At 63.8% G+C, this 16921-nt stretch carries 16 protein-coding genes and 2 pseudogenes; 14 read left to right on the forward strand and 4 right to left on the reverse strand.

Translation table 11 applies throughout. The annotated features are described in order from the left end of the window. The 3 genes and pseudogenes from AC628_RS45490 to AC628_RS24845 form a co-directional block, all read right to left on the reverse strand. Window positions 1-123 (reverse strand): annotated as a pseudogene (locus AC628_RS45490) (SAM-dependent methyltransferase); the annotation flags it as partial. Between the two features lie 215 nt (window positions 124-338). Beyond that, window positions 339-1139 (reverse strand): annotated as a pseudogene (locus AC628_RS24840) (SDR family NAD(P)-dependent oxidoreductase). Between the two features lie 62 nt (window positions 1140-1201). Further along, a complete protein-coding gene (locus tag AC628_RS24845) occupies window positions 1202-2095 on the reverse strand; it encodes an NAD(P)/FAD-dependent oxidoreductase (RefSeq protein WP_074129434.1) in 894 nt (297 codons plus the stop codon). Between the two features lie 114 nt (window positions 2096-2209). On the opposite strand from AC628_RS24845, the gene AC628_RS24850 reads away from it, so the two are divergent. The 12 genes from AC628_RS24850 (at window position 2210) to fabZ (ending at window position 15003) form a co-directional block, all read left to right on the forward strand. Continuing rightward, complete coding sequence (locus AC628_RS24850; protein ID WP_074129435.1) at window positions 2210-2893, forward strand: TetR/AcrR family transcriptional regulator; 684 nt, start codon at window positions 2210-2212, stop codon at window positions 2891-2893. 295 nt (window positions 2894-3188) lie between these two features. Then, window positions 3189-4181, forward strand: coding sequence for a 30S ribosomal protein S2 (locus AC628_RS24855; protein WP_074129436.1), 993 nt, complete (start codon window positions 3189-3191; stop codon window positions 4179-4181). 127 nt (window positions 4182-4308) lie between these two features. Next, complete coding sequence (gene tsf, locus AC628_RS24860; RefSeq protein WP_074129437.1) at window positions 4309-5232, forward strand: translation elongation factor Ts; 924 nt, start codon at window positions 4309-4311, stop codon at window positions 5230-5232. A gap of 70 nt (window positions 5233-5302) precedes the next feature. Next, complete coding sequence (gene pyrH / locus AC628_RS24865) at window positions 5303-6019, forward strand: UMP kinase (protein ID WP_074129438.1); 717 nt, start codon at window positions 5303-5305, stop codon at window positions 6017-6019. Window positions 6020-6092: 73 nt separating this feature from the next. Then, on the forward strand, window positions 6093-6656 hold the full coding sequence (gene frr, locus AC628_RS24870; RefSeq protein ID WP_024583513.1) for a ribosome recycling factor: 564 nt from the start codon (window positions 6093-6095) through the stop codon (window positions 6654-6656). Window positions 6657-6675: 19 nt separating this feature from the next. After that, complete coding sequence (locus tag AC628_RS24875) at window positions 6676-7434, forward strand: isoprenyl transferase (RefSeq protein WP_050423845.1); 759 nt, start codon at window positions 6676-6678, stop codon at window positions 7432-7434. Continuing rightward, window positions 7431-8303: a phosphatidate cytidylyltransferase gene (locus AC628_RS24880; RefSeq protein ID WP_074129439.1), complete on the forward strand. Its 873-nt coding sequence runs from the start codon at window positions 7431-7433 to the stop codon at window positions 8301-8303. The genes AC628_RS24875 and AC628_RS24880 overlap by 4 nt, the downstream gene beginning before the upstream one ends. 4 nt (window positions 8304-8307) lie before the next feature. Then, window positions 8308-9534 carry a 1-deoxy-D-xylulose-5-phosphate reductoisomerase gene (dxr, locus tag AC628_RS24885; RefSeq protein WP_074129444.1) on the forward strand — a complete coding sequence of 409 codons (1227 nt, stop codon included), beginning with the start codon at window positions 8308-8310 and terminating at the stop codon, window positions 9532-9534. A 45-nt stretch (window positions 9535-9579) separates the two neighbouring features. Beyond that, the gene (rseP, locus tag AC628_RS24890; RefSeq protein WP_074129440.1) at window positions 9580-10731 is read left to right on the forward strand and encodes an RIP metalloprotease RseP; all 1152 of its coding nucleotides are present in this window, start codon (window positions 9580-9582) and stop codon (window positions 10729-10731) included. 176 nt (window positions 10732-10907) lie between these two features. Further along, entirely contained in the window at window positions 10908-13451 is a 2544-nt protein-coding gene (gene bamA / locus AC628_RS24895) for an outer membrane protein assembly factor BamA (RefSeq protein ID WP_074129441.1), read from the forward strand. A gap of 32 nt (window positions 13452-13483) precedes the next feature. After that, window positions 13484-14545, forward strand: coding sequence for a UDP-3-O-(3-hydroxymyristoyl)glucosamine N-acyltransferase (gene lpxD, locus AC628_RS24900; protein WP_074129442.1), 1062 nt, complete (start codon window positions 13484-13486; stop codon window positions 14543-14545). Continuing rightward, the gene (gene fabZ, locus AC628_RS24905; RefSeq protein WP_016841580.1) at window positions 14545-15003 is read left to right on the forward strand and encodes a 3-hydroxyacyl-ACP dehydratase FabZ; all 459 of its coding nucleotides are present in this window, start codon (window positions 14545-14547) and stop codon (window positions 15001-15003) included. Before lpxD ends, fabZ begins: the two co-directional genes overlap by 1 nt. A 13-nt stretch (window positions 15004-15016) precedes the next feature. On the opposite strand, the gene AC628_RS24910 is transcribed toward fabZ, so the two are convergent. After that, window positions 15017-15340: a KTSC domain-containing protein gene (locus tag AC628_RS24910; RefSeq protein WP_074129443.1), complete on the reverse strand. Its 324-nt coding sequence runs from the start codon at window positions 15338-15340 to the stop codon at window positions 15017-15019. Window positions 15341-15489: 149 nt separating this feature from the next. On the opposite strand from AC628_RS24910, the gene lpxA reads away from it, so the two are divergent. Together lpxA and AC628_RS24920 are read left to right on the forward strand one after the other, a co-directional pair. Then, window positions 15490-16284: an acyl-ACP--UDP-N-acetylglucosamine O-acyltransferase gene (gene lpxA / locus AC628_RS24915; RefSeq protein ID WP_050626390.1), complete on the forward strand. Its 795-nt coding sequence runs from the start codon at window positions 15490-15492 to the stop codon at window positions 16282-16284. 19 nt (window positions 16285-16303) lie between these two features. After that, window positions 16304-16921: LpxI family protein (locus AC628_RS24920; RefSeq protein WP_074129445.1), on the forward strand; the 618-nt coding region annotated here is incomplete at its 3' end.

Below are 16921 nucleotides of genomic sequence, written 5' to 3' on the forward strand. Positions count from 1 at the left end.
GGCTTCGATCGCGGCCTGGCCGAACACCGCTGCTATGGCGTCGAGCCGGGCCTGGTGGGCGACCCAGCGCTCCCCGCTTTGGTCATTCCAGCCGGCGACCCGATCGGCATTGTGCTGTGCCATGACATATCCTCGTTCTGCATCGTTCTTAACTAGGCTGTCCGATGCCAAAGCGTGCATCGTCTCCAGCGAGCGGCGAGGGCGAACAGGATGAAGCGATCCATTCTCCGCTGATCCTTGGGAGGAACGACCAGATCCGGATCGCAGCCCCCGTCTGCATCGTCAGCCTTCAGAGGCCCCGCTTGTTCGAGGAGCCCCACACGCCAGCGCTCCAGGAGTTAAGCGTCCACTATTCTTTTCATCGTGGCCCTTTGCATTGATCGCGGCGTCAGACGATTTGAAAAGGCCACCATCTTGTTCGACAGGCCCGCGACCACCATAGCCTTTCCTTGCAACAACGCCCGAATGCCGCTCGCTGCGACCGGACGAGGCTTCATGGTGAGGAGGCGGAGCAAGGCCGATGTGGTTGCGCCGGCTGCAGCATCGAAGCCCGTCGCGGTGTGCCCCGGGCAGAGAGTGGTAACAACCACACCATGCGGGAGGAGTTCGTTATGCAGGGCCTCGCCAAGGGCGAGTACATATGCCTTGGTCGCGGCATAGGCCGCGTAGCTGGGAACGGCTTGGAAGGCCATGAGGCTGGCGACGAGAAGGATATGTCCAGATCGCCGCTTGGCCATCTCGCGGCCGAAGAGATAGGTCAGCTCTGTGAGCGTCGTGATGTTGAGCTGGATCATGTTCGCGGTGCGCTCGATCGGCGTTTCCAATAAGTCGCCGTGCAAGCCGTATCCGGCATTGTTCAGCAAGATGTCGACGGTCGCCGCCCTCGCGTCGAGACTGCATTTCAAGCGGCTGGCCGCGCCCGGCGCGGCAAGATCGATCGCCTCGACCAGCACATTCACCCCGTATTTTCGGCGGAGATCGGAGGCAAGCTTTTCCATCGACTCCTGCCGTCGGGCCGCCAATACGAGATTGACTTTCTACGCAGCCAGTAGATCTGCGAATTCAAGGCCGAGCCCACTCGACGCCCCGGTGATCAGAGCCCATTTTCCGGCGAAGCTGTTCATTGGTTCTTTCGACATCGTTCTCTTCCCTCAACTCCAATTTGATGGTCCGCGGCAACCGGAGAAGGGAATCTGCGCTCTCAAACCACCATCGACTGCTGGGCGAAGATACCCGCCATCGCGCCCTGCGATGATGCCTGGGTGACCGAGGGCAAGAAGGGCGTGACGAGGTCGCCGGCGGCGTAGACGCCGGGCATGCTGGTTTGGCGGCGCTCGTCGACCTTGAGGGCGATGCCGACGGGCGTAACTACGGTGGCAAGGCCCAGTGATTCATGCAGGCTTGCGGACGGCTTGTTGCGCGGATGGGCGAACAGGATGTCGACTGCGACATTGCGGCCGGTATCGAGATTGACGGTGGCGATATGGCCCTTGTGATGGGCGATCTCGACGATCCGGCCATCGACGACAGGTATCTTGCGGCGCGCCAGATCGGCCTGGATATCAGGCGGAATGTCGTGACCATCGGCGAAGAGCGTCAACTTGTCGGTCCAATCGAGGAACAGCCTGGCCTGATTGTGCGACTGCGGGCCGGACCAGATGAGGCCCCAATGCTGGCCGGCGACTTCAAAGCCGTCGCAATACGGGCAGGGCACGATGGACGTGCCCCAGCTGTCGGCGTAGCCCGGAACATCAGGCATCTGGTCGGCGACGCCATAGCTCAGGATCAGACGACGCGCCCCAAAGCTTCCGCCATCGGAAGTGAGGACGTTGAAATCGTCGATCGCGCCGGAGACACTTTCGGCCCGGGCACTCACCAGCTTGATCGTGGGATAACGCGCCAGCTGCTGCCGCGCCTCGGCCAGGATGTCCAGCGGCGGCTTGTGATCGTGGCCGAGCAGGCCATGCGAGTGGCCGGCGAAGCGGTTGCGTGGCAGACCGGTATCGAGAACGGTGACCTTGCGGCGGGCACGGCCGAGCTGCAGGGCGCCGGCGAGACCGGCAAAGCTGCCGCCAATGATGATGACGTCATCCATGGTGATGGGCTCCGTTGGAGGACAGGTTGAAACCTACCCATTGGCTTGCATATTTCAGATACTTAATGGTATCGTAATGCAAGAATTTGAATACTGTCAAGTACTGGAATTGTCGTGACCGAAAGCAGACAGGGCCGGCGTGGACGGCCCGCCAACGAGGCGCTTGGCCAAACGATCGTCGACGCCGCGCGCGAACTCTTTGTGGAGTTGGGTTTTCAAGCGACGACATTGGACAAGGTCGCCCAGCGGGCGAAGATATCCAAGCTCAGCATCTATCGGCACTTCGAGAACAAGGAGGCGCTGTTCAGCGCGGCCATGGCGGCCGGCTGCCATCAGTTGTTTGCACCCCAGGCCCTTCTTGAAGGCGTCGACGGTTCGGTCGAAGATCAGCTCATGGCGGTGGCATCATTACTGCTTCGCACGCTGTTGAGATCAGACGTCCGCAGCGTCGAAGCCATGGTCATGGCCGACAAGACGAGTCAAAACTCGTTAAGCAGGCTCCATTTCGAAGCCGGCCCCGCCTATGTCATCGCCCAAATCGAGGCTCTCTTGCGTCAGTTGCACGCGAAGGCGGTTCTGAACGTGCCCGATCCTCTCCGGTCCGCCCGCTTGTTTGCAGCGCTTTTCAAAGGATCCGATCTCCTGATGATCGCACGCTTCGATGAGGCGAGAGCAGAGGACGACAACGAAATCGAATCCTATTGCCGGTCGGCCGTCGCCATGTTCATCGCCGCGCACGGTGGCAACGACCACGTGGGCGGATGTTTGCCTGCCCCAAGGTCAAAAGACAAAATTTGAATCGTGCGTGACCGCGTCGGTCGCCGGCCTGCTCCTTTGCATGGGGTTGTTTTTCGATATTTTGGCCCCGCGCACCTGCGATAGCCCTTGGGCCGCCAAACAGGGCCGTTTCGGCACGATTTGGGCCTATCCGGCCGGTCAAACCGGCCGTATTTCCTTGCTTCTGGCGCAAATCAGGCTATATAGCGCGCCATCTCACACGGAAACATGGCTCAAAAGGCCGTCCGGTGGCAGCCGGGCCATAAGGCTCGTCTGCTCACACGTTTCCGGAGGAACCAACCGGAGAATTATCACTATGTCGCTACCCGATTTCTCTATGCGTCAGTTGCTTGAAGCTGGCGTTCACTTTGGCCACCAGGCCCACCGCTGGAATCCGAAGATGCAGGATTACATCTTCGGCGCCCGCAACAACATCCACATCATCGACCTCGCGCAGACCGTGCCGATGCTGCACCGTGCCCTGCAGGCGGTCAGCGATACCGTCGCCAAGGGCGGCCGCATCCTGTTCGTCGGCACCAAGCGCTCGGCCCAGGACGGCGTTGCCGATGCGGCCAAGCGTTCGGCGCAGTACTTCGTCAACTCGCGCTGGCTCGGCGGCACGCTGACCAACTGGAAGACGATCTCGGCCTCGATCAAGCGCCTGCGCCATCTCGACGACGTGCTGTCGTCGGGCGAAGCCAACTCCTACACCAAGAAGGAGCGGCTGACGCTGCAGCGCGAGCGCGACAAGCTCGACCGTTCGCTCGGCGGCATCAAGGACATGGGCGGTCTTCCCGACATGATCTTCGTGATCGACACCAACAAGGAAGACATCGCGATCCAGGAAGCCCAGCGGCTCAACATCCCGGTCGCCGCGATCGTCGATACCAATTCGGACCCGAAGGGCATCACCTATGTGGTGCCGGGCAATGACGACGCCGGCCGCGCGATCTCGCTGTATTGCGACCTCGTGGCGCGCGCCGCCATCGACGGCATCTCGCGCGCTCAGGGCGATTCCGGAATCGATATCGGTGCGTCGGCATCGCCGGTGCAGGAAGACCTTCCGGCGGCGACGCCGTCCGGCTTCCAGGGGCTGGCTGGTCCGCGCGGCACTGCCGACAACCTCAAGAAGCTCACCGGCGTGTCCGGTGCGATCGAGAAGAAGCTCAACGATCTCGGCATCTTCCACTACTGGCAGCTCGCCGAGCTTGATCACGACACCGCGCACAAGATCGGCGAAGAAGTCGGTCTGCCGAGCCGTGCCGACGCCTGGGTCGCCCAGGCCAAGACGCTCGCCGAAGCGGAATAACAGTTACGCGGCGTGGCCGGGTCTGACCCGGCCGCCGCTTCTATTCCACGAACAACGATTTTCCTGTCGCTGACAGCGGCGCCATCGGGCGCCGCGGTTTCTGTACAGGCAAGAAGGACATGGAACGATGGCAACGATCTCTGCAGCGATGGTCAAGGAACTCCGCGAGTCGACCGGCGCGGGCATGATGGATTGCAAGGCGGCGTTGACCGAGACCGACGGCGACATGACGGCGGCGCAGGATTGGCTGCGCAAGAAGGGCCTCTCCAAGGCCGCCAAGAAGGCCGGCCGCGTCGCAGCCGAGGGCCTGATCGGCGCGCTGACTTCGGGCACCAAGGGCGTGCTGGTCGAGGTCAATTCGGAGACCGATTTCGTTGCGCGCAACGAGCAGTTCCAGGGCCTGGTCAAGATGATTGCCCAGGTCGCGCTGAAGCACGGCTCCGACGTCGAGGCCATCAAGGCCGCCAAGGTTGGCGACTTCACGGTGGAACGGGCGATTTCGGACGCGATCGCGACCATCGGCGAGAACATGTCGCTGCGCCGCGCCGCTTCGCTCGAGGTGAGCCAGGGCGTGGTGTCGAGCTACGTCCACAACGCCGTCATCGAGGGCGCCGGCAAGATCGGCGTGATCGTGGCGCTGGAGTCCGCCGGCAAGACCGACGAGCTCGCGGTACTCGGCCGCCAACTCGCCATGCATGTCGCGGCGGCGAAGCCGCTGGCGCTCGACCCGGCCGGGCTCGATCCGGAGACCGTCAAGCGCGAGAAGGACGTGCTGGCCGACAAGTACCGCCAGCAGGGCAAGCCGGAGAACGTCATCGAGAAGATCGTCGATTCCGGCCTGAAGACCTACTACAAGGAGGTCTGCCTCCTCGATCAGGCCTTCATCCACGACAGCGGCAAGTCGGTTGCCCAGGCGGTGAAGGAAGCTGAGGGTAAGGTCGGCGGGCCGATCAAAATCGCTGGCTTTGTGAACTATGCTCTCGGTGAGGGAATCGAGAAGCAGGAAAGCGACTTCGCCGCCGAAGTCGCGGCCGCCAGCGGCAAGAAGTAACCGCTGACACCAGGCGTCCAGCGCTTTGCGCCGGAGGCCTGCCTGCGCGGGATAGGAAAGCGATCGCATCATGGCTGAGCCGATCTATCGTCGCGTGGTGATCAAGCTGTCCGGCGAATATCTGGCCGGCTCCCACGGGTTCGGTATCGATCAACCGACGGTCGATCGCGTCGCCGACGACTTGATCGCGGCCCGCAAGCTCGGCATCGAGGTCGCCGTCGTGATCGGCGGCGGCAACATCGTCCGAGGCGTCGAGGTGTCCTCGCGCGGCGTGTCGCGGCCGACCGGCGACACCATGGGCATGCTTGCGACCATGATGAACTGCCTCGCGCTGGAGGCGGCGATCGAGCGCAAGGGCACCCCGGCGCGGACCTTGTCGGCATTCGTGATGCCGGAGATTTCCGAGCTGTTCACCCGTAGTGCGACGCACAAATATCTCGCCGAGGGACGCATCGTCCTGCTCGGCGGTGGAACCGGCAACCCGTTCTTCACCACCGATACCACCGCAGTACTACGTGCGGCCGAGATCGGCGCGCAGGCGGTGCTGAAAGCCACCAATGTCGACGGCGTCTACAACGCCGATCCGAAGAAGGACCCCAAAGCCAAGCGCTTCGACCGTCTGACCCATTCGCAGGCGATCGAGGGCGGCTACAAGGTCATGGACGCGACTGCTTTCGCGCTTGCCCGCGAGACGTCGCTGCCTATCATCGTGTTCTCGATCGCGGAGCCCGGTTCGATCGGTGCGATTCTGCGCGGTACCGGACACGGCACGGTCGTCGCCGGCTGATTGCCACGCCTCCGGGTCCGGATTTTGGACCCGAGGGCGTCGACAGCCGGTTTCTAGTGAAAGGGAGAACGTCATGGCCGCACCTGGTTTTGACATCAACGACGTGAAGCGCCGCATGCAGGGCGCCACACAATCGCTCAAGCACGAACTCGGCGGTTTGCGTACCGGCCGCGCCGCGGCCTCCATGCTGGAGCCGGTCCAGGTCGAGGCTTACGGCTCGCATATGCCGCTCAACCAGGTTGCGACCATCAGTGTGCCCGAGCCGCGCCTGCTCTCGGTGCAGGTCTGGGACAAGACGATGGTGAAGGCGGTCGAAAAGGCGATCGTCGATTCCAATCTCGGCCTGTCGCCGGCGACCGAAGGTCAGGTGCTGCGGCTGCGCATTCCCGAGCTCAACGAGGAGCGCCGCAAGGAGCTCGTCAAGGTCGCGCACAAATACGCCGAAGCGGCCAAGGTTGCGGTGCGCCACGTGCGGCGCGATGGCCTCGACGTGATCAAGAAGCTCGAGAAGAATCACGAGATCTCCGAGGACGATCAGGAGCGCCTGTCGAACGAGGTGCAGAAGGCGACCGACGGCATGATCGTCGAAATCGATCAGCTGCTTGCCGCCAAGGAAAAGGAAATCCTGACGGTCTGAGACGGTACAGGAACAGCCGATGTCGAACGCCGCCGCCCCAGCAACTGACGGACCGGATCGCTCCGGCGGCCCGTTGCATGTGGCGATCATCATGGACGGCAACGGGCGCTGGGCCGCGTCGCGCGGGCTGCCGCGCGTCGAGGGCCATCGCCGCGGCGTCGAGGCGCTGCGCCGTGTGGTGCGTGCGGCCCATGAACTCGGCATCGTCTATCTCACGATCTTCTCGTTCAGCTCGGAAAACTGGTCGCGACCCGCGAGCGAGATCGGCGATCTGTTCGGCCTGCTGCGCCGCTTCATCCGCAACGATCTGGCGACGCTGCACCGCGACGGGGTGCGGGTGCGCGTGATCGGCGAGCGCGACGGGCTCGACGGCGACATCTGCGCGCTGCTCAACGAGGCCGAAGAGCTCACGAGGAACAATACCAAGCTCAACCTTGTTGTCGCCTTCAACTACGGTTCGCGGGCGGAGATCGCCGCCGCCGCGCGGCGCCTTGCGCGCGAGGTCGCCGAAGGCAAGCGCGACGCCAACTCGATCGATGCCGACACGCTCGGGCACTATCTCGATGCGCCCGACATTCCGGATCCGGATCTGATCATCCGCACCAGCGGCGAGCAGCGTCTGTCGAACTTCCTGATGTGGCAGGCCGCCTATAGCGAGCTGGTGTTCGTGCCGATTCACTGGCCGGATTTCGACAAGGCGGCGCTTGAGGGCGCGATTGCGGAATACGGCAAACGCGAGCGCCGGTTCGGCGGCCTCGCCGCGAAAACCGGCTCGTGAGCAAGGGCGAAGCCGCGCCGGCGGCAGCAAGCGAGCAGCCGCCTGAGGCAGCAGCCGATCAGGGGTCGCGCAACCTCGCGATGCGCGTCGTTGCGGCGCTGATGCTGGCGCCGGTCGCGATCGCACTGGCCTATCTGGGCGGCGTCGCCTGGTCGCTGTTGGTGACGCTGGCAGCGGTCGGCTTGTTTGTGGAATGGCTTGCCGTCACCGGGTTCGGACGCGAACTCCGCGTCGTGGTGCCCGGTGCCTTAGCGCTGCTGCTGATCGGACTTTGTTTGATGGCCGGCCGCATCGATGCGGCCGTGGACGTGCTCGTGGTCGGTGTGGTCGCTGTGGCGTTGACGTCGGGCGAACGGCGCGGCTGGGCAATTGCGGGATTGCTCTATGCCGCGGCCGCCGAGATCGCATCGGTTGTGCTGCGGCTCGATCCGGTGAAGGGTTTCGCCGCGCTGATGTTCGTGCTGCTGGTCGTGTGGGTCACCGATATCGGCGGCTATTTCGCAGGCCGCAGCATCGGCGGGCCGAAGCTCTGGGTGCGGGTCAGTCCGAAGAAGACATGGGCTGGCGCGATCGGCGGTTTCGTGGCGAGCCTGCTTGTTGCGGCCGGCTTTGCCGCCTTCGAGATCGGGACGACAGGACCGTTGCTGATGCTCGGAGCCGTGTTGTCGGTGGTCTCGCAACTCGGCGATCTCTTCGAATCCGCGGTGAAGCGGCGGTTCGGGGTGAAGGATTCGAGCCACATCATTCCCGGCCATGGCGGCCTGCTGGATCGCCTGGACGGATTTGTCGCGGCCGTCATTGTGGCGGCGATTTTCGGCTTTCTCCGTGGTGGCGCCGATGGCGTCGGACGCGGTCTTATGGTTTGGTGATGAGATGAGCGCAGTTCCGTTGCGTAACAACAAGGCCGTCGCGGCATCAGCCGTGCGGACCGTGACTGTCCTCGGTGCCACCGGCTCGATCGGCGACAGCACGATGGATCTGCTGCGAGGCGCGCGCGACCGCTACCAGGTCGAGGCGCTGACCGCGAACAGCAATGTCGAGGGTCTTGCCAAGCTCGCCAAGGAGTTCGGTGCACGGTTCGCTGCCATTGCCGATCCGGCGAAGCTTTCCGAGCTGAAGGACGCGCTGGCTGGAACCCGGATCGAATGCGGGGCCGGGGAGAGCGCCATCATCGAGGCCGCCGCACGGCCGGCGGATTGGGTGATGGCGGCGGTCAGCGGTGCTGCCGGATTGAAGCCGGCGCTTGCCGCGGTGGACCGCGGCGCAACCGTCGCGCTCGCCAACAAGGAGTGCCTGGTCTGCGCCGGGGACATCTTCATGGAGCGGGCCAAGAAGGCCGGCGCCTGCATCCTGCCGGCGGACTCGGAACACAATGCGCTGTTCCAGGCGCTCGCTTCCGGCAATCGCGAGGAACTGACGCGGGTGATCATCACCGCATCCGGCGGGCCGTTCCGCACCTGGGCTCCCGCCGACATCGAGCAGGCGACGCTGGAACAGGCGCTGAAGCATCCCAACTGGAGCATGGGGCAGAAGATCACGATCGATTCCGCCTCGATGATGAACAAGGGCCTTGAGGTGATCGAGGCGTCCTACCTGTTCGCCCTGGCTCCCGACGAGATCGACGTGCTGGTGCATCCGCAGTCGATCATCCACGGCATGGTCGAGTTCTCGGATCGCTCGGTGGTGGCCCAGCTCGGCACGCCCGACATGCGGATCCCGATCGCGCATTGCCTCGGCTGGCCCGATCGCGTCGTCGGCCCGTCAGCCAAGCTGGATCTCGCCGAGATCGGACAGCTCACCTTCGAGGCGCCGGACTTCCAGCGCTTCCCCGGACTGCGGCTGGCCTACGAGGCGCTGCGGCTGGGGCACGGCGCGACGACGGTTTACAATGCCGCGAACGAGATTGCGGTCGCCGCATTTATCGCTGGCAAGATCAAGTTCGGTGCGATCGCCCGGCTGGTCGAGGCGACGATGAATGATTGGATCAGGTCGGGGAATCAGCCACCACTGCATTCGGCGGATGATGCGATTTCCGTTGACCATATCGCGCGAAATAAAGCTGCCGCCCTATTGCCTCAAATTGCCTTAAAGGCAACCTAGAGGGTTGGGGACGGAGCTTAATCGCTCTTGTCGAGGGGAATTCGGATGCCCGAGTATTTTCTTCATAGTATCAATGCGTTGAGCCATGGGCTTCTCGGCTATATCGTTCCGTTTCTCTTTGTCCTGACCATCGTCGTTTTCTTCCACGAGCTTGGCCATTTCCTGGTTGCGCGCTGGGCTGGCGTGAAGGTGCTGACCTTCTCGCTGGGCTTTGGGCCGGAGCTTGCCGGCTTCAACGACCGGCACGGCACGCGCTGGAAGATCTCGGCAATTCCGCTCGGCGGCTACGTCAAGTTCTTCGGTGACGACAGCGAGGCGTCGACGCCGTCGACGGAAACGCTCGCCGCCATGACCGCGGAGGAGCGCGAAGGCAGCTTCCACCACAAATCCGTCGGCAAGCGCACCGCGATCGTCGCGGCCGGACCGGTCGCGAACTTCATTCTCGGCGCCCTGATTTTCGCGGGCATGGCGCTCTATTACGGCAAGCCCAGCACGATCGCCCGGGTCGACGGCCTGGTCGCCGAAAGCGTCGCCGCGAATGCCGGCTTCAAGGTCGGCGACGTCGTCGTGGATATCGACGGCAGCGCCATCCAGAGCTTCGCTGACATGCAGCGGATCGTAGCGTCGAACGCTGGTTCAGAGCTTGGGTTCAAGGTAAAGCGCGACGGCGCGGTCGTCTCGCTCAAGGCAGCGCCGGCGCTGAAGGAGGTCAAGGATCCCTTCGGCAACGCGCACAAGATCGGCGTGCTCGGAATCGAGCACAAGGCGCAGGTCGGCGAAGCATCCAGCGCGCCGGTCGGCGTCTTCGAGGCCATGAAGATCGGCGTCGAGCAGGTCTGGTACATCATTGCCAGCACGTTCAAGTTCCTGGGGTCGCTGTTCGTCGGGACCGGCAACCCGGCCGAGGTGAGCGGAGTCATTGGAATCGCGAAGCTTTCGGGCCAGGCCGCGAGCGCCGGGTTCCAGTTCGTGGTCAATCTTTGCGCCATCCTGTCGGTCTCGATCGGTCTGTTGAACCTGTTCCCGATCCCACTTCTGGATGGCGGACACCTGCTTTTCTACAGCGCAGAGGCGCTCCGTGGACGCCCGCTTTCAGAGCGGACGCAAGAGGTGGGTTTCCGAATCGGGCTGGGTTTGGTTCTGATGTTGATGGTGTTTGCGACGTATAACGACATCCTCAGGATCGCCGGGTCCTGAAACGGGGCTTTTCTGTGACGTTGCCAATGGGCAACGTCTTGGAACGAAAATGGAAATGTTCAGCTCTAGTAAGTTTGCCCCCTTGGCAAATTTGGCTACAAGCTGAGCGGCAGGTTGGGAATCTGTCGGGTCGTTGGGGAACGACTTGGCACTGTTAAGATAAGGGCGCGTTGCGCATGATGTTTGGAATGCGAGTGAGGGGGGGCTTGTTCGCCGCCTTGGTCATGTTCGCCGCGCCGGTGGCGGCCACTCTGTCGGCCGTAGCTGTGTCTGCGCCTGCGTATGCGCAGACGGTTGATTCGATCACGGTGGAGGGGAACCGCCGCGTCGAGCTCGAAACCATCCGCTCTTATTTCCATCCCGGACCGGGCGGTCGGTTGGGCCAGGCCCAGATCGACGACGGCCTGAAGGCGCTGATCGAGACCGGCCTGTTCCAGGACGTCCATATCGACCAGCGGGGCGGACGCCTCGTCGTGGTCGTGGTCGAGAACCCGGTGATTGGCCGCGTTGCCTTCGAGGGCAACAAGAAGGTCAAGGACGAGCAGCTCACCGCCGAAGTCCAGTCCAAGCCGCGCGGCACCTTCTCGCGTCCGATGGTGCAGTCGGATGCGCTGCGCATCGCGGAAATCTATCGCCGCTCCGGCCGCTACGACGTGCGGGTCAATCCGCAGATCATCGAGCAGCCGAACAACCGCGTCGACCTGATCTTCGAGGTCAATGAAGGCGTGAAGACCGGCGTGCGGTCGATCGAGTTCATCGGCAACAATGCCTATTCGGCGTCCCGCCTGCGCGACGTCATCAAGACCCGCGAATCGAATCTGCTGAGCTTCCTCGGCGGCAATGACGTCTACGATCCCGACCGGGTCGAGGCCGACCGTGACCTGCTGCGCCGCTTCTACCTCAAGAACGGCTATGCCGACGTTCAGGTCGTGGCTGCGCTGACCGAATACGATCCCGACAAGAAGGGCTTCCTGGTTACCTTCAAGATCGAGGAGGGCCAGCAGTACCGCGTCGCGTCCGTCAACTTCACGTCGTCGATCAATACGCTCGATCCGAACGCACTGCGCTCGTTCTCGCGCGTCAATGTCGGCTCGCTCTACAACGCCGAGGCGCTGGAGAAGTCGGTCGAGGAGATGCAGATCGAGGCGTCCCGCCGCGGCTACGCGTTCGCGGTGGTCCGGCCGCGCGGCGATCGCAATTTCGACAATCACACGGTGTCGATCACCTTCGCGATCGATGAAGGTCCGCGCACCTATATCGAGCGCATCAACATTCGCGGCAACAGCCGCACGCGCGACTACGTCATCCGCCGCGAGTTCGATATCTCGGAAGGTGACGCCTACAACCGTGCGCTGGTCGACCGTGCCGAGCGCCGGCTGAAGAATCTCGACTTCTTCAAGACCGTGAAGATCACCACCGAGCCCGGGTCCTCCAGCGATCGCGTCATCCTGATTGTCGATCTCGAGGAGAAGTCGACCGGCGACTTCTCGGTGTCGGGCGGCTACTCGACCACCGACGGCGCGCTGGCCGAAGTCAGCGTCTCCGAGCGCAACCTACTCGGCCGCGGCCTGTTCGCGAAGGCCTCGGTGACCTACGGTCAGTACGCCCGCGGCTACTCGCTGTCGTTCGTCGAGCCCTATCTGCTCGACTATCGCGTCGCGCTCGGCCTCGATTTCTACCAGCGCCAGCAGTTGTCCAACAGCTACATCGCCTACGGCACCAAGACGCTGGGCTTCAGCCCGCGGCTCGGCTTCAGCCTGCGGGAAGATCTGTCGCTGCAGCTGCGCTACTCGGTCTATCAGCAGGAAATCACCCTGCCGTCGACGCTGAACAACTGTAACAACAATCCATTCCTCGCTGACGGTGTAACTCCCAATCCGGCGTTCAATCCGAGCCCGGCCTACGCGAACCTGAACGGGATCAGCCTGGTGTCGACCAATGGTCTCGGCTGCTTCTCCGATGGCGAAGCCTCGCTGCCGGTCCGCAAGGAGCTGGCGGGTGGCAAGACGCTGACCTCGGCGTTGGGCTACACGCTCAACTACAACACCCTCGACAACAACAAGAACCCGACCGACGGTCTGATCGTCGACTTCAAGCAGGACTTCGCCGGCGTCGGTGGCGACGTCAGCTACATCAAGTCCGCGATCGACGCGAAGTACTACACCCCGCTGGTGTCGGACATCGTCGGCGTGATCCACGCGCAGGGCGGCATCCTGAACAAGCTCGGCAGCGACGAACTGCGTATGCTGGATCACTTCCAGATGGGCCCGAACCTGGTCCGCGGCTTCGCGCCGAACGGTATCGGTCCGCGTGACATCAACCCGTACGGCACGATGGACGCCATCGGTGGCACCAAGTACTGGGGCGTGTCGGCGGAACTGCAGATGCCGTTCTGGTTCCTGCCGAAGGAAGTCGGGCTCAAGGGCGCGGTCTATGCCGACGCCGGCGGGCTGTACGACTACAAGGGCCCGACCTCGTGGGCGGCGACGGGCGAAGTCAACCAGCCCGGCTGTATCAAGCCGACGAACAACCCGCCGTCTCCGGGCACCTGCCTCGGCCTGTCATTCGACGACAGCAAGGTGGTCCGTACCTCGGTCGGTGTCGGCCTGATCTGGCAGTCGCCGTTTGGTCCGCTGCGCTTCGACTACGCGATCCCGCTGACCAAGGGCGCGTATGACCGCGTGCAAGAATTCCGGTTTGGTGGCGGTACGACTTTCTAACCCCGCCACTCGACCGGACTGCGACGGATGGAATGGCGCAGCCGATCTTCTTCAAAAGTCCTCCTTCGTCATCGCTGGCTGAAATAGCCGCGCTGACGAAGGCGCAACTGGTCGACCCCGCGAGGGGCGCGCATAAGATCAGGGGACTGGCCTCGCTCGACGAGGCCGGTCCGATGCATCTCGCGTTTTTCGACAATCTCAAATACGCCGACCAGCTTGCGGCGACTAAGGCCGGTGCCTGCCTGGTCAGCCCGCGCTTCGAGGCGCAGGTGCCGAAGGGCACGGCCGTGCTGCGGGCCGCAAAGCCGTTCCAGGTGTTCGTCGAGCTCGCCCGTGAATGGCACGCCGATGCGCTGCGGCCGCAATCCTGGTTCGATACCGAGGGGATCGCCCCGTCGGCGATCATCGATCCGACCGCGCGCCTCGAGGACGGTGTCATCGTCGATCCGCTGGTCGTGATCGGCCCGCGGGTCGAGATCGGCTCGGGCACCATCATCGGCGCCGGCGCGGTGATCGGCGCCGACGTCAAGATCGGCCGCGACTGCAATGTCGGCGCCAAGACCACCATTCAGTTCGCGCTGATCGGCAACAATGTCCTGATCCATCCCGGCTGCAATATCGGCCAGGACGGCTACGGCTTCATCTTCTTCGGGCCCAAAGGCCACGTGAAGGTGCCGCAGACCGGCCGCGTGGTGATCCAGAACAATGTCGAGGTCGGCGCGGCCTCGACGATCGACCGCGGTTCCCTGCGTGACACCGTGATCGGCGAGGGCACCAAAATCGACAATCAGGTCCAGATCGGCCACAATGTCACAATCGGCCGGCACTGCCTGCTCGCGGCTCAGATCGGGCTCGCCGGCAGTCTGACGATCGGCGACAATGTCGCGCTCGGCGCCAAGGTGGGCATCAACAACCACCTCAAGATCGGCGACGGCGCCCAGGTGACGGCGATGAGTGCGGTCAAGGACGACATCCCGGCCAATGGCCGCTGGGGCGGGCATTTCGCCAAGCCGACCAAGCAGTGGTTCCGGGAAATTATCGCAGTGGAGCGCCTGGTGCGCGACAACGAGGCCAAGGGCAAGGAACAGGAGTGATGGAGGAGGCACCGGTCAAATTCGAGCTGGTGGATATCAACGATATCCTGAAGACGCTCCCGCATCGCTTTCCGATGTTGCTGATCGACCGCGTGATCAAGATCCGCACCGACTACAGCGGTATCGGCATCAAGAACGTCACCTTCAACGAGCCGCCGTTCCAGGGACATTTCCCGGATCGCCCGGTGTACCCCGGCGTCATGATGATCGAGGCGATGGCGCAGACCGCCGGCGTGATCGGCATCAAGTCGGTCGAAGGCACCGAGAAGCCGCGCGCGGTGTATTTCCTCACCATCGACAAGTGCAAATTCAGGAAGCCGGTGATGCCCGGCGACACCATCGAGTACCACATGCGCTCGCTCGGCCGCCGCAAGACGATGTGGTGGTTTCACGGCGACGCCAAGGTCAACGGCCAGGTGGTCGCCGAGGCCGATGTCGGCGCGATGCTGACGGACTAGCGCGCCGCCGGGCTCACGACGTCCGGCAGGCGTATCGGCCGTCCGCGCCGGCGATGCGCAGGACGCGGTTGAGGAAGACGCCCATCGATGGTGCGATCATCAGCGCGTCGTAGGTCTCTGCAGGCACGCCGCAATAGTGCTGGTAGCTGCCCCTGACCGCGACCAGCAGCGTCCGCTCGCCCGCGCTGTAGCAGACCCGCTGGACGATCGTGCTGCGACTGATGTCGCGGCAGTCGAAGCGCGAAAGGTCGACGGTCGTGCTGTTGCCGAGGTCGACGGTCTCCGGGCCGGTCGGCGCAGAGAGCAGGCTGAGGATCAGCGCGGCGGCCCGGACCATGGATCGGTTGCGACCTTCTCGTTTGCAACAGGCCGTCATGATACGTCACTGGACAGGGCGGTCAAAGTCGCGCTAACGACCGCCCAAATCGACAGCATTGCGCCTTGATAGCACCTTGGCGCCATTAACGAATTCCGGATCGAAACTTCATGAGCATGATCGACCCCACTGCGCGGATTGCGGATGGCGCTGTGATCGGGGCCGGCACCGAGATCGGTCCGTACTGCATCATCGGCCCCAATGTCGTGCTCGGTGAGAACTGCAAGCTGATCGCGCATGTCACGGTCAGCGGGCATACCAAGATTGGCGCCGGCTGCGTCATCTCGCCGTTTGCCGCGCTCGGCGGGCCGCCGCAGGATCTCAGCTATCGCGGCGAGCCGACCCGTCTCGAAGTCGGCGAAGCCTGCACGATCCGCGAGGGCGTGACGATGAACGTCGGCACGATCAAGGGCGGCGGGCTCACCCGCGTCGGCGATCGCGGCTTCTTCATGAACAACAGCCATGTCGGCCATGACTGCATGGTCGGCAACGGCGTGATCTTCGCGACGTCAGCGACACTAGGCGGCCACTGCGAGATCGGCGACTTCGTCTATATCGGCGGCCTGTCGGCGGTACACCAGTTCACCCGCGTCGGCTCGCAGGTGATGATCGGCGGCGTCTGCGGCGTGCGCGGCGACATCATCCCGTTCGGGCTCGCCAACGGCCAGTACGCGGTGCTCGAAGGCCTCAACATCATCGGCATGCGCCGCCGCCAGTTCACCAAGGCGCGGCTGGCGACGGTGCGCGCGTTCTATCAGAAGCTGTTCCACGGCCCCGGCATCTTCGCCGAGCGGCTGGCTTCGGTGCAGCCGCTGGCAAGCGAGGATCCCGCGATCGCGGAGATCCTCACCTTCATCGAGGGCGGCAAGCTGCGGCCGCTCTGCCTTCCCGCCGACACCAATTGAGCATGGGATGGCCGCCAGCATGACGTCAGCGGCTCCCTCGCTTTCCTCGCCCGTCGGCGTGATTGCCGGCGGCGGCGCCATGCCGTTTGCGGTCGCCGATCAGCTCACCGCGCGTGGCATCACGCCGGTGCTGTTCGCGCTGCGCGGCGCCTGTGATCCGGCGCGCGCGCAGCGGTTTCGTCACCGCTGGATCTCGGTCGGCCAGCTTGGGCGGGCGACCCGGTTGTTTCGCGATGAAGGCTGCCGCGACCTGATCTTCATCGGCACCTTGGTGCGTCCGGCGCTGTCGGAGATCAGGCTCGACTGGGGGACGCTGCGCCTGCTTGGCCATGTCGTGCGCGCGTTCCGCGGCGGCGACGATCATTTGCTGTCGAGCGTCGGTCGCATCCTCGAGCAGCAGGGATTTCGCATGGTCGGGATCAAGGATGTCGCGCCCGATCTCCTGATGCCGGAAGGCGCGGTGACGCGCGCGACGCCGGACAGCGCAGCGCTCGCCGATATCGCGCGCGGCCGCGGCGTGCTCGATGCGCTCGGGCCGTTCGACATCGGCCAGGCGGCGGTGGTGATCGACGGTCACGTGGTTGCGGTGGAGGACATCGAAGGCACCGACGGGCTGCTCGCGCGCGTGGCGCGGCTG

Origin of the sequence: Bradyrhizobium sp. NAS96.2, from assembly GCF_001908235.1 — a bacterium.
In the GTDB taxonomy this organism is placed as follows: domain Bacteria; phylum Pseudomonadota; class Alphaproteobacteria; order Rhizobiales; family Xanthobacteraceae; genus Bradyrhizobium.

Coding starts and splice junctions, on each gene's coding strand:
- pyrH (WP_074129438.1), top strand. CDS start 5,303: ATGGCTGAGCCGATCTATCGTCGCGTGGTGATCAAGCTGTCCGGCGAA.
- rseP (WP_074129440.1), top strand. CDS start 9,580: ATGCCCGAGTATTTTCTTCATAGTATCAATGCGTTGAGCCATGGGCTT.
- lpxD (WP_074129442.1), top strand. CDS start 13,484: ATGGCGCAGCCGATCTTCTTCAAAAGTCCTCCTTCGTCATCGCTGGCT.
- frr (WP_024583513.1), top strand. CDS start 6,093: ATGGCCGCACCTGGTTTTGACATCAACGACGTGAAGCGCCGCATGCAG.
- AC628_RS24845 (WP_074129434.1), bottom strand. CDS start 2,095: ATGGATGACGTCATCATCATTGGCGGCAGCTTTGCCGGTCTCGCCGGC.
- bamA (WP_074129441.1), top strand. CDS start 10,908: ATGATGTTTGGAATGCGAGTGAGGGGGGGCTTGTTCGCCGCCTTGGTC.
- AC628_RS24875 (WP_050423845.1), top strand. CDS start 6,676: ATGTCGAACGCCGCCGCCCCAGCAACTGACGGACCGGATCGCTCCGGC.
- lpxA (WP_050626390.1), top strand. CDS start 15,490: ATGAGCATGATCGACCCCACTGCGCGGATTGCGGATGGCGCTGTGATC.
- fabZ (WP_016841580.1), top strand. CDS start 14,545: ATGGAGGAGGCACCGGTCAAATTCGAGCTGGTGGATATCAACGATATC.
- AC628_RS24855 (WP_074129436.1), top strand. CDS start 3,189: ATGTCGCTACCCGATTTCTCTATGCGTCAGTTGCTTGAAGCTGGCGTT.
- AC628_RS24910 (WP_074129443.1), bottom strand. CDS start 15,340: ATGGTCCGGGCCGCCGCGCTGATCCTCAGCCTGCTCTCTGCGCCGACC.
- tsf (WP_074129437.1), top strand. CDS start 4,309: ATGGCAACGATCTCTGCAGCGATGGTCAAGGAACTCCGCGAGTCGACC.
- dxr (WP_074129444.1), top strand. CDS start 8,308: ATGAGCGCAGTTCCGTTGCGTAACAACAAGGCCGTCGCGGCATCAGCC.